This is a genomic window from Chelatococcus sp. YT9 (assembly GCF_018398315.1).
In the GTDB taxonomy this organism is placed as follows: Bacteria; Pseudomonadota; Alphaproteobacteria; order Rhizobiales; family Beijerinckiaceae; genus Chelatococcus.
The window spans coordinates 2670925-2682900 of sequence record NZ_JAHBRW010000001.1 but is presented as its reverse complement, the minus strand read 5'-3'; the positions used below and the strand labels follow the sequence as shown (position 1 = coordinate 2682900).

Here is an 11976-nt window from a genome sequence, read left to right as displayed (position 1 = left end):
GCCCGTTTTTGATTCAGATGCTGCGTACACCATCAGCGATGCACGGCATCGCCGTGCCCTTTTGAATCAATCTCTGAAGACCAGAGTGCCAAGTCTCAACTGGGCCCCCTCAATCGACTTGGCGTGCCAATGAGCCACGGCGCGCCAGCGTGTGGCCAACCCGGAAAAGAATCTGGGATCAACTGGATAGCACCGGTTCCGGAATCAGAATGGGAGCTCTCTTCGGCAACGACCGCGTGATGGAAGGGCCGCGAGAGTTCCGCCCGCGCATCCACTCGCTCAGGCTGATGCCCGCATCACTGCGGATCCGCCAGACTTGTCAATGAATCGTGGAGTCCACGGAGGATCGGGCTAACCGATGACAACGGCGCGCGCTGGATCACGCCCAGCGAACGATGTCCCTGAGAACGATGCCGAGTGCCTCGTTTAACGCCGCGGCGCCTGCTGGGCCCGACAAGGTACCGGCTACAGGAACCTTGGCGGTGAACACCCGGGCCGATACCACCTGTCCGGTCGAGGCGTCGATAATACGCGCTGCGATCTGGACAACGGCCTCGCCGGTGCCCGCTGTGATGTAGAACTGGCGCAATTCCGTGGCCAATTGCAGAGCCGCAATAGTGCCATCGCCGGGCCGCCCAACCCGGCGCAACTGGCCGGCATTCGTGAACGTCTGGATCAGGCGTGTCTGCACGAGGACCGGCAGCCTGTCGCTCCACTGGGCGCCGGTGAGGCTCGAGACGGCCCCCGCGCGATCGTGAACCACGATCTGCTGGCTGTTGAGGGTCTCAAGCGCGACAGGCTCCGTCACCGCGAGCTGACGTCCGCCACGGGCGCTCAAACCGCTGCTCGGCGCGGTGAGATCGAAGGTGGGTGGCGGTGGCGAGGCGCAAGCGCCCAACCCAAGCGTTACCATCAGCGACAAGGCTCGAAGGGCCCATCCGCATCGACCAATGGCCTGTCGCCGGGTACTGCCGCCACGCGGCTCGCTCGCAGAACCCATCATAACGTCTCCAGAGCGCTGGTGTAGTGAGGGGAACCGGCCCATCAGCGCGGGCCACTATAGGCTGGCAAATTCGGCTTGGCGCCGAAGATGAACTGCTGGGGATTACGCTGCACGCTTTGCAAGGTGCGGTTCAGGTCGTTGAGCGTCCGGCGCGCGTCACTCGTCAGCGCCTCGACATTGCCAAGTCCGGGACCGGTAAAGCGCTTGATGCCCGCGGTAATCTCGGCGGTTCGCGCGTCAAGGTTGATAGCGAGCGTACGGATGGCGCGTGCGGCCTCGGCAACCTGGTCGAACGCTCCCTTGCCGTCGGGAGAACTCAGCAGACCTTGGGCCGATTTCAGCACACCTTCGACCTGATCGGCCGCACGGTCGAGCTTGGCGGTCAGTGAATTCACATTGCGCAGGATCGTCTGCACGTCGCCCGAGTTATTCCCGAGCGCGGCGGTGAACCGGTCCACATTGTTGACGATGTCGGCAATCTTCTTCGTATCGACGGCCTTGATCGCCGCGTCGAGGCTGGTCGACAGGCTCGACAAGCTCTTCGCCGTATCGCCCGCGCTCGACAGAAGCTGGTTGATGTTGGCGGAATTGTCGCCGAGAGCTTGAGAGAACTTCTCGACATTGCGGACCGTGTTGGCGATTGGCGTCTGCGCATCGCCCACGACGCTGTCGATCTTGTTCAGCACGTCGTCGGCGCGGCGCGCCAGCCGCTGCGCCGTCTCCAGGAGATCCTGGAAGTCCGAGCGATCGGCGTAGATCGTGGGCATCGGCTGGCCAGCCGATGCCACGAGCGGCGGCGCCTTGGGATCGCCGCCCGTCATCTGGATCGAGGCAACGCCCGTCAAGCCCTGATACTCGAGACGCGCCTTTGTATCCGAGTTGATCGGCACACCCGAATCGACATCGACGATGGCGACGACGTGGCGCGGATCTTCAGGCAGGAGGCTGATGCTGCGCACCTCACCGATCCGCAAACCGTTGAACAGCACCGAAGCGCCTCGGGAGAGACCGGACACGGATCCTGTAAAGACGACACGGTAGGACTCGCGCGTACCGCCGCTACCCAACGCCGCGAACCAGTAGACGAACAGGAACGCGCCTGTGACGACTGCAAGCGTAAACAGACCAATGAGAGCGTAGTTGGCGCGTGTTTCCATGGCTAGCTAACTATCACCCATTACTGCGCGCGCTCTCTTGCCGTGGAAATATGCCTTCACCCAGGCATTGTCAGATGCCAGCATAGCCTCAATCGGCCCCTGAGCGATGATACGTCCTTCGCCCAGTGCTGCAATCCTGTCGCACACCGAATGAAGACTGTCGAGATCGTGGGTGACCATAAAGACTGTCAAACCCAGGGTCTTCTGCAAGGTCGCGATCAAATCATCGAACTCGCCCGCGCCGATCGGATCGAGGCCGGAGGTCGGTTCGTCGAGGAAGACGATCTCCGGATCGAGCGCCAGCGCCCGTGCCAGCGCGGCACGCTTGATCATGCCGCCGGAAAGATCAGCCGGGTATTTGTCAGCGGCATCGGCCTTCAGGCCGACCATCTCGATCTTCAGCATGGCGAGTTCATCCAGCAAGCGTTCCGACATGCTGAGATATTCCCGCATCGGTACCTGGATGTTCTGCTTCACGGTCAATGCCGAGAACAGCGCACCGTGCTGGAAGAGAACGCCCCATCGGCGCTCAACGGCGCGCCGCGATGCGTCACGGAGCTCGTCAAGATTCTCACCAAAAACCTCGATGGTGCCGTGGCGCTTGCGAACAAGGCCCAGGATCGTGCGGGTCAGGACGGACTTGCCTATGCCCGAGGCGCCCACGAATCCCAGGATCTCGCCGCGATACACGTCGAGGTCGAGCCCTTTCATGATGATCTTTTCGCCAAAGCCGACCTCCAGGTCACGGACACGGATGACCACCTCGCGGTTAGGCTCGCCAGCGTGGCCGCTCGCGGCATCGGCATGGCCCTGCTCGGGCGTTCCGCCGTTGGTCGATGCGAGCTGCTGGTCCATGTGCGCCTCAGAAGCGGATCGCGGCGAAGAACATCGCGAACAGGCCGTCCACGACAATCACCATAAAAATGGACTTCACGACCGCAGCCGTGACCTGACGGCCGAGCGATTCAGCCGATCCCTCGACGGCCAACCCCTCGAGCGAAGCGATCAGACCAATCACGAGGGCCATGAACGGCGCCTTGATCATGCCAACGAGGAAGGTGTTGAAGTCGATCGCCGACTGCAGGCGGGCAAGATAAATCTCAGGGCTGATGCCACCGTAGATCCACGCCACCAGTCCGCCGCCGAACAGAGCCGCCATCTCCGAGATGAAGGTGAGCAGCGGCAAGCCGATGATCAAGGCGAGCACGCGGGGGATAATCAAAACCTCGATAGGGTCGAGCCCCATCACACGCAAGGCGTCCACCTCCTCGCGCATCTTCATCGAGCCGATTTCCGCCGTGAACGCGCTCCCCGACCGGCCGGCCACCATGATGGAGGTGAGCAGCACGCCGAGCTCACGCAGCACGAGGATACCGACCAGATCCACCACGAAGGTAACAGCGCCGAAGCGCTGCAGCTGGAAAATGCCCTGCTGGGCAATGATGCAGCCCACCAGAAACGAAATGAGCGCAATGATCGGCACGCCCTTGAAGGCGACCTGCTCGAGCTGATTGACGAGGGCTGTGAACCGGAAGCGCCGGGGATTGGCGAAAACGCGCGCGAGCCCCGCGGTGGTTTCGCCGAGAAAGCTGATGCCCCGAACCATGTCCCGTCCGGCATTGACCACGGCGCCGCCGACCTCTGCGAGAAAATCGACGAGCCGGGACTTCCGGCGTTCTGTTAATTCATTGCCACTACGATAGGCGATCTCGTTGAGGAGAATGCTCTGCTCGGGCCGCGCGCCGACGAAATCCGCATGCAAGCCGCGGTCGCCTAGCTCATGACGCGTGCGATCAAGCACCCAGGCGCCGAGGGTGTCGAGACGCTGGATGCCAGAGATGTCGAGGATGACGCGCCCAGCGCCCTGGCTTGCATCAAGCAGGGTCTGCGCCTCCTTCTCGACATCGGCAGCGTAAGGTGCCGTCCAAAGTCCGGCGAGCGTCGCTCTGAGTTCGCTACCAGCCTCTTCGGTCGCGGCGGTGGGTCCTGCGTTCATGCACCTGTCTTGCCAGCTGACCTCCGCACCCAGCGGACGTCGCGATTCCCATCTACGGCATATGCAATCACCGATAGCGGCGATACCCCGCGATGTCGAGCAAACCCATGCCGCACCGGCGGAATAAGTGGTAAAGCTGCATCGTTGCAACATCACGGCAAAAAGGCCGTGCTTACCACACCCGCTTCACCAGAAGGTCAGTCATGTCGCGCCGTCTAACCGTGGCCATCGAACGCTTCCCGATCGCGGGAAAATTTGTCATCTCCCGCGGTGCGCGCACGGAAGCGGTCGTCGTGACCGCAACGATCAGCGACGGCATTCATGACGGGCGCGGCGAATGCGTGCCCTATGCCCGCTATGGAGAGAGTGTCGAGGGTGTCGCCGCGGCCATCGAAGGCCAGCGCGCGGCCGTAGAAGGAGGGCTCGATCGCGAAAGCCTCCGTGAGGCCCTGCCCGCGGGCGCCGCCCGCAACGCGCTGGACTGCGCCTTGTGGGATCTCGAGGCGAAGATGGCGGGGGTTCCGGCCCATGTCCTCGCCGGCATCACCCGCGTTCCCCGCACCACGACGGCCTATACCATCAGCCTGGATACACCACAGGCTATGGGCGAAGCGGCCGCGCGCAGCGGAAGGCCCATCCTCAAGATCAAGCTTGGCGGTGCCGGAGACCCCGCACGCGTTGCCGCCGTGCGGGCCGCGGCTCCTGATGCTCTCATCATCGCCGATGCCAATGAAGCCTGGACATCCGACACGCTGGCCGAGAACGTGGCGGCTTGCCGGCGTGCGGACGTCGCGCTGGTCGAACAGCCCTTGCCCGCGGGCGAGGATCATCATCTCGCTGCACACCGCGGCATTATTCCTCTTGGTGCGGACGAAAGCCTGCACACGCGGGAGGATCTCAGCCGGCTTGCGGGGCTCTACGACGTCATCAACGTCAAGCTCGACAAAACGGGCGGGCTGACCGAAGCGCTGGCGCTCGTTTCCGAGGCGGAGGCGCGGGGTTTCGGCATTATGGTGGGCTGCATGGTCGGGACTTCGCTGGCCATGGCACCGGCCATGCTCCTCACGCCGCGGGCGCGGTTCGTGGACCTCGACGGTCCCCTCCTCCTTGCGGAAGATCGCCCCTATGGTCTCAGCTATGAAGGCAGCATCGTGAGTCCGCCGACGCGGGAACTCTGGGGGTGAGGAAAAATCCGACTCTGCCGCCACCGTAAAAGGATCCTTTAAGCTGACGCTCGTATCGTTGGCCGAATGAGCCTGCACGCCGACGCGCCCAACGACCTGAGCACCATATGCTGACATCCGAAGCCAGTCCCATCGAGTCGTCACCGACCTACGATGCAATCGCCCGGGCCCTCACCGAGACCGAGCGCGGACGCTGGTTTCTGGCGGAATATGTGCGCCGCCAGCGCCACGCCGATCTCCAGGCTCTGATTGACGCACTGAGCCGCCTCCAGGGCAGCAGTCGCCGCACGGAGCACGCGGACGCCAAAGACGATGTACGCCAGAGGCAGCGGTTTCGGCTTGTCCAACTTCAACGCCTGATCGAGCGTACGCGTATCGAAATCGCGCTTTCACCAGGAAGCCAGCCGGTGCTCGATCGGGACGCCAGCGAAGATCCATTCATGGCCCTGGCGCGCGCTCAGGAGAAAACGACGGCCGCGATCATGGATGCCGCTGAGCTGATCCAGGAAATGGCCTGGAGCAAGAACTCAGCCGGGAGCACATACGAGGATATCGTCAACGGCGCTGTTCGGGATCGTCTTACGAGCCTCTATGCGGTCGCCGCGAACAGCATGGCGATCAGCGAGCGCTTCCGGCTTTTGACACGCCTGATGGACCAGATCGACCAGCGATTGGCAAAGGCCGTGGAGGCTTGTGACGCCGCGGCGGAACCCGAGCCCGCCTTGCGCCGAGAGCCGACCATCGAACCGGACCTGCCTCAGACGGTGCGGCTCGTCGTGAACAATGCCGAACAAGCTGCCGACCAGGGGACAGGGATGCACAACACGGCCAGCATCCGCGAGCAACTGGAGGCGCTGGTGGCACGTCAAGCGTCATCGCAGGCGGCTGGACAGCGTAAATCCATCCGCTCACCGGGCGAGATCCTGGCCGGGCTCACCACGATGAGCACTTCGGAAAAGCTGCGCCGTTTTACCTGAAGACTACGACACCAGACCGTTTCAAGAAGCGATGGCTAGCCCGTCGTCGCCTGATGCCGCGCCATGTGCCAGGCGGATATTGTCTAGAAACTGGCGGGCGCTGGCCTGCCACGTGAAGGTGAGCCCATAGTCACGGCAGCGCGCGCGAGAGATCTCGAGCGCCGCGAGAGCAGCCTCTCTGAGATCATGATCGAGCACGCCGCATCCCGACGAGCCGATGACATCGATTGGGCCCGCAACCGGCAGCGCGGCCACGGGCAAGCCGCTCGCCAACGCCTCCAGAAGCACGATTCCAAAGGTATCTGTCGCGCTGGGAAACACGAAGACATCCGCGGCGGAATAGATGTCCGCGAGCGCCTCGCCGGTAAGGCTCCCGAGGAAGCGGGCCTCAGGATAGGTCGCCTGCAAGGCAGGTCGGGCCGGGCCGTCTCCCACCACCACCTTTGTTCCGGGGAGATCGAGCTTCAAAAAGGCCTCGATGTTCTTGTCGACGGCAACGCGTCCGACGTAAAGGAAAACCGGCCCCGCGAAAGGTCGCGCGGCATCAGGCCGAGGTCGGAAAAGCGATGCATCGACCCCGCGCGACCAGCGCATCAGCGGGCCGAACCCCCTGTCGGCGAGTTCCCGCTCGATCGTGCCCGTGCTCACCATGATGCCGGCCCCCGCGTTGTGAAAGCGCCTGAGTGCGGCGTAGCTCCAACCCGTGGGCACCGGCAAGCGGGCCGCGAGATATTCGGGAAAGCGCGTATGATAGCTCGTCGTAAAGGACTGCCCGTCACTGATGCAGGCGCGTCGCGCGGCCAAGCCGATCGGTCCCTCGGTTGCGATATGCACGAAATCGGGCTTGAACGCGGCCATCTTGCGCCGGACCGAGGAGGCAAAGGCGACCGCCAGCCGGATCTCCGGATAGCTCGGCATCGGCCAGGTCCGAAACATGTCGGGTGTAAGGAAGACAATCTCCGCGCCGAGTGCAGGAGCCTCCCGCGCGACATTCTCGAGCGACCGCACGACGCCGTTGATCTGCGGGTGCCAGGCGTCCGTGGCAACGAGAACGCGCATCAGGCGGCCACTTCCTGAAGGGGGACAATCGCGTTGGGCTCTCGCGATCGGCCCCAGCGAACGATCTCGAAACGGCCATCATAGTGCTCGACCAGGGCGGTGCAGGATTCCACCCAATCACCGGTATTAATGTAGCGGACGCCATAGTCGTCATGCATCGTGGCGTGGTGGATATGGCCGCAAATGACGCCGTCGGCCTCGTGGCGACGCGCCTCCGAGGCGAGCAACTCCTCGAAGCGGCCAATGTAATTCACTGCGTTCTTCACTTTGAGCTTTGCCCAGGAAGACAGGGACCAGTAGGTCAGGCCGAGACGACGGCGCGCGACATTGAGATAGGTGTTCACGAACAGGGCGAAGCCATAAGCGCGATCACCGAAGAAGGCGAGCCAGCGGGCGTGGCGCACGACCATGTCGAATTGGTCGCCATGCGTGACAAGATATCGGCTGCCATTGGCTGCTTCATGGATCGCGTATTCCATGATCAACACGCCACCGAAGTTTGACCCAACGTAATCACGAAGAAACTCGTCATGATTACCTGGAATATAAATGATCTGACAGCCCTTGCGTGCTTTACGAAGCATCTTTTGAACGACGTCGTTATGCGCCTGGGGCCAATACCACTTCTGCCTAAGACGCCACCCGTCGACCATATCGCCGACGAGATAGATCGTATCGGCGTCGTGGAACCGCAGGAAATCGAGCAACAGATCTGCCTGGCATCCCTTGGTACCGAGATGCACATCAGAAATGAACAGGGCTTTCGTTCGCACAACGTCGTTCCGCAAGGCTCCGGCCTTCCGCGTAAGCTTGCTCGGAGCACGGTCCTCATCCGGCCGTGCGAGCTATCAAAAACCTGATTCCGATTGCAGTTTCGTGACGAGCCAGGGGGCGATGCCTGAACAAGGGGCAATCTCGACCCGTCCAGATGGCGGCGAGATTATGACTTAATATTGGCAGGATTAACAAGAATAAACCATATTTGTTCTTCCACCGTACCTAGATCCATTAATTTCCTCTTAAAAGTAACTTGAGGAAATACACACCATCGCGCCGGACGCATAGCTGACCTGCTGCTTTCGATATTGGCTCCCAAGGGGTTGCCCGGTATGAAGGCAGCAGCTGCACATATCTGGTCTCCCGCCGTGAACCCCCTCCTCGGTATATCGCTCAAGGTCGTATCAGCTTTGTTCTTCACGCTGATGGCCGCGGGCATCAAAACTGTCGGTCAGGATTTCCCGACCGGCCAGATCGTCTTTTTCCGTTCGTTCTTCACGATCCTGCCCCTTCTGGTGTGGCTCGGCTTCCGCCGCGAGATCATGGCGTCGATGCGGACGAAGAATATCGGCGGGCATATCAAGCGTGGCCTGATCGGTGGCTGCGGCATGTTTCTGGGCTTTGCGGCCCTTGCCAAGCTGCCGCTCTCGGACGCGATCGCCATCGGCTACATCGCGCCGCTGCTCGTGGTCGTCCTCGCGGCGATTTTCTTGCGAGAGAAGGTGCAGGCTTATCGCTGGCTCGCGGTCTTCATCGGCTTCATCGGCGTTTTGGTGATGTTGACCCCGCATGTCGCTTCGAGCGCGCTGATGTCCGGGGCTGCCTCTCCGGCTGTCACCATCGGCCTGATGTTCGCTCTCTTCGCGGCGCTCTGCAACGCCAGCACGACCATCGAGGTGCGCAAGCTCGTCAATACCGAGCGCACCGGCTCCATCGTGTTCTATTTCGTGGTTCTGATGAGCACGCTAGGACTAGCCACGATCGCGCTCGGCAACTGGGTCATGCCTTCGCCGCGTGAATTCGCGCTGTTCGTCGGCATCGGCGTCATGGGCGGCATTGGCCAGATCCTGCTCACCATGAGCTACAAGCATGCCGACACGTCGCTGATCGCGCCCTTCGAATACACCACGATGATCTGGGCCTGCCTTATCGGCTGGTTTATCTTCGAGGAACTCCCCGTTCCTGCCGTCGTCTTCGGGTCGGGCATCATTATCGCGTCGGGCGTGTTCCTGGTGTGGCGCCAGCATCATCACAGCTACGCCGAACGCGCCGCCCGCAAGGCTGGACCAACCCATACCGTTTGAGCTGACCTCCCTGCTCAATCGCCTTGATGCCGCGATGGATAACCCATCGCGGCCTTTTTTAACGCCGATCATCGCCCGGTCCTAAACCGTCTCCGTGCGGACTTCGAAATCCCCGGGCGCCTCACGCGGCCCACGCGGCTTGCCAACGCGCCATCTTCTTGCCATGACCGAACGGTCGCGACTGCTCCCCTTCGGGGATTGCGTCGCAGGACGATGTGAATACCGGCAGCAACGAGGGTAGTGATGCCACAAGTTGACCTTCGCGTTTACGCGATCCTCGACCCCCGACGCACGAAGGACCGGTCCTTGCCGGAGCTCGCCCGCGCGGCCGTCGATGGTGGGGCCACGCTGCTGCAGTATCGGGACAAGGATGGCGAAGCCCGCCATCTCGTTGAGAACGCACGCGCCATCCGCGCCGCAATCGCCGGCTCCGGTGTACCGCTCCTCATCAACGACCGTATCGATGTCGCGCTGGCGGCCGAGGCCGAAGGTGTGCATGTTGGCCAGACCGACATATCCGTCGCGGACGCACGGCGCCTCCTCGGCCCAGAGGCAATCATCGGGCTGACGCTGAAGACGGAAACCGATGCGCGCGGGATGGAAGGGCAACCGCTGGATTATGGCTGTATCGGAGGCGTATTCGAGACCGTTAGCAAGGCCAATCCGGAACTACCACTCGGCGCGCGTGGCTTTGCGCAGGTCGCGGCGGTCGCCCGCGCTGCGGCGCCGAACAAGCCCGTCGGCGCGATCGCAGGGATCGACGTGTCCAACGCCGCGGCGGTCATTGCCGCTGGCGCCGACGGCGTCGCGGTGATATCCGCGCTGTTCATGCAGGAGGATGTCAAGGCCGCGACCGCCCGGCTGCGCGCTATCGTCGACGAGGCCCTCACGGCGCGGGCGCGCCAGGCCTGAGGCCAGGAAGCGAGGCCCGGCACACAGCCGGCGAAGTGGCCTGATGGAGGTTTAATTCATGACACCGATCGCGGTCACGATCGCTGGTTCCGATTCCGGTGGCGGCGCGGGCATTCAGGCCGATCTGAAAACCTTTTCGGCGCTGGGCGTCTATGGGGCCAGTGTGATCGCCGCCTTGACGGCCCAGAATACGCATGGGGTAAGCGGCATTCACGACATACCGCCGGCGTTCGTGACCGCGCAGATGGATGCGGTTTTCTCAGATCTGGCCGTCGCCGCGGTAAAGATCGGGATGCTGTCGCAGGCAAGCGTCATCGAGGCCGTTGCTGCCGGGCTCGCGCGCCATGGCCAGCGGCAGGTTGTGCTGGATCCCGTGATGGTCGCGACCAGCGGAGACCGGCTGCTCGCAGCCGATGCAATCACCGCATTACGGCAAAGCCTCATTCCGCAAGCCCGTATCATCACGCCGAATCTGCCCGAAGCGGCCGCCCTTGTGGACAGGCCCGTGGCTCATAACGAGGATGATGTCATCGCGCAGGGCCAACTCATTCTCGCGCTCGGCGCCGAAGCCGTCTTGATCAAGGGCGGCCATGGTGACGGCCCTGAAAGCACCGATCTTCTGCTCGACGGCAAGGCGGTTCATCGCTTCAGCGCGCCGCGCATTGCAAGCACCAACACCCATGGCACCGGTTGCACCTTGTCGTCCGCGATTGCGGCGGGGCTCGCCAAAGGCCTCGATCTGACAGCGGCCGTCGGCGCGGCCAAGGCCTATGTTACGGCGGCGCTCGCGGCCGCAGACCAGCTCACCATCGGCTCAGGCCATGGCCCGGTCCATCACTTTCATCGGTGGTGGGCGAACAATGCTTGATTGATCCGCTCGACACGGTCACATTGCGTCCGTCATAGCAAACGCTTGTTCGCTATTCCGAAATCATGAGGCAGGTTGATGGCCGTTGAGGGCAAGGATCGCACGCGAGAAATGGAAGCTGGCGCGCAGCTCTTGTCCGGTCAACTCGGCAAGACGGTGCAGCGGCTCCGCAAGGCCTATAATCTGTCGCTATCGGAGCTCGCGGAGCAGTCCGGCGTTGCGAAATCCATCATCAGCCAGATCGAGCGCAACGAGACCAACCCGACACTCGCCACGATCTGGCGCTTGAGCCAGGCGCTTGATGTCTCTATCGAGCGCGTCCTCGCATCCGGCGATGACGAGCCCTTCATCGAGAAATCATCGCGGGCCGACACCCCCATACTGGTCTCCGACGACGGACGCATGCGCCTTGCCATCATCGGATGGATCAAGACCGTCGAATGGCTCCAGTGGTATGATATCCAGGCTGAGCCTGGCGCGGTGCTCGATTCCGATGCCCACCAGCGGGGCTCCATCGAATGTCTGTCCGTTCTCGAGGGAGAATTCACCGTCGAGGTGGCAGGAATCCTCCAGTCTGCCCGAGCCGGTGAGAGCCTGCGCTACCGTTGCGACCGTCCTCATACGGTACGCTGCACGAGCGATGGTCCGTCCCGCGCGGTCATGGTCTGCATCCTCAAAGCGGCCGTGATGGATTAGGCCCAGGCACCGCCTTGGGCCGCAGCTGCCACAATCGCAAAAA

12 protein-coding genes are annotated in these 11976 nt (G+C 62.6%); 6 read left to right on the top strand and 6 right to left on the bottom strand.

The annotated features are described in order from the left end of the window. Nucleotides 1–379: 379 nt before the first annotated feature. From KIO76_RS12225 to KIO76_RS12210, 4 genes are all read right to left on the bottom strand, one after another. Nucleotides 380–1000 carry an ABC-type transport auxiliary lipoprotein family protein gene (locus tag KIO76_RS12225; RefSeq protein WP_213323533.1) on the bottom strand — a complete coding sequence of 207 codons (621 nt, stop codon included), beginning with the start codon at nucleotides 998–1000 and terminating at the stop codon, nucleotides 380–382. A gap of 44 nt (nucleotides 1001–1044) precedes the next feature. Further along, nucleotides 1045–2160: an MlaD family protein gene (locus tag KIO76_RS12220; RefSeq protein WP_213323532.1), complete on the bottom strand. Its 1116-nt coding sequence runs from the start codon at nucleotides 2158–2160 to the stop codon at nucleotides 1045–1047. Nucleotides 2161–2166: 6 nt separating this feature from the next. Next, nucleotides 2167–2871, bottom strand: coding sequence for an ABC transporter ATP-binding protein (locus tag KIO76_RS12215; RefSeq protein ID WP_349629410.1), 705 nt, complete (start codon nucleotides 2869–2871; stop codon nucleotides 2167–2169). A gap of 151 nt (nucleotides 2872–3022) precedes the next feature. Further along, nucleotides 3023–4156 (bottom strand): ABC transporter permease, encoded by a 1134-nt coding sequence (locus tag KIO76_RS12210; RefSeq protein WP_213323530.1) that lies wholly within the window; start codon nucleotides 4154–4156, stop codon nucleotides 3023–3025. A 203-nt stretch (nucleotides 4157–4359) separates the two neighbouring features. Here KIO76_RS12210 and dgcA point away from each other — a divergent pair, with 203 nt between their 5' ends. Beyond that, entirely contained in the window at nucleotides 4360–5340 is a 981-nt protein-coding gene (dgcA, locus tag KIO76_RS12205) for an N-acetyl-D-Glu racemase DgcA (RefSeq protein ID WP_213323529.1), read from the top strand. Between the two features lie 107 nt (nucleotides 5341–5447). Next, nucleotides 5448–6317, top strand: a complete 870-nt coding sequence (locus KIO76_RS12200) for a hypothetical protein (protein ID WP_213323528.1) — start codon at nucleotides 5448–5450, stop codon at nucleotides 6315–6317. A gap of 21 nt (nucleotides 6318–6338) precedes the next feature. On the opposite strand, the gene KIO76_RS12195 is transcribed toward KIO76_RS12200, so the two are convergent. Then, nucleotides 6339–7376 (bottom strand): glycosyltransferase family 4 protein, encoded by a 1038-nt coding sequence (locus KIO76_RS12195; RefSeq protein WP_283771433.1) that lies wholly within the window; start codon nucleotides 7374–7376, stop codon nucleotides 6339–6341. After that, nucleotides 7376–8164, bottom strand: coding sequence for a UDP-2,3-diacylglucosamine diphosphatase (locus KIO76_RS12190; protein WP_249729582.1), 789 nt, complete (start codon nucleotides 8162–8164; stop codon nucleotides 7376–7378). Before KIO76_RS12190 ends, KIO76_RS12195 begins: the two co-directional genes overlap by 1 nt. A 321-nt stretch (nucleotides 8165–8485) precedes the next feature. Between KIO76_RS12190 and KIO76_RS12185 the strand changes: the two genes are divergently transcribed. The 4 genes from KIO76_RS12185 (at nucleotide 8486) to KIO76_RS12170 (ending at nucleotide 11933) form a co-directional block, all read left to right on the top strand. Next, entirely contained in the window at nucleotides 8486–9457 is a 972-nt protein-coding gene (locus tag KIO76_RS12185; RefSeq protein WP_213323527.1) for a DMT family transporter, read from the top strand. 243 nt (nucleotides 9458–9700) lie between these two features. Then, complete coding sequence (gene thiE, locus KIO76_RS12180) at nucleotides 9701–10369, top strand: thiamine phosphate synthase (RefSeq protein WP_213323526.1); 669 nt, start codon at nucleotides 9701–9703, stop codon at nucleotides 10367–10369. A gap of 58 nt (nucleotides 10370–10427) precedes the next feature. Beyond that, nucleotides 10428–11237: a bifunctional hydroxymethylpyrimidine kinase/phosphomethylpyrimidine kinase gene (gene thiD / locus KIO76_RS12175; RefSeq protein ID WP_213323525.1), complete on the top strand. Its 810-nt coding sequence runs from the start codon at nucleotides 10428–10430 to the stop codon at nucleotides 11235–11237. A 78-nt stretch (nucleotides 11238–11315) separates the two neighbouring features. After that, nucleotides 11316–11933 carry a helix-turn-helix domain-containing protein gene (locus tag KIO76_RS12170; protein ID WP_213323524.1) on the top strand — a complete coding sequence of 206 codons (618 nt, stop codon included), beginning with the start codon at nucleotides 11316–11318 and terminating at the stop codon, nucleotides 11931–11933. Nucleotides 11934–11976: the final 43 nt, after the last annotated feature.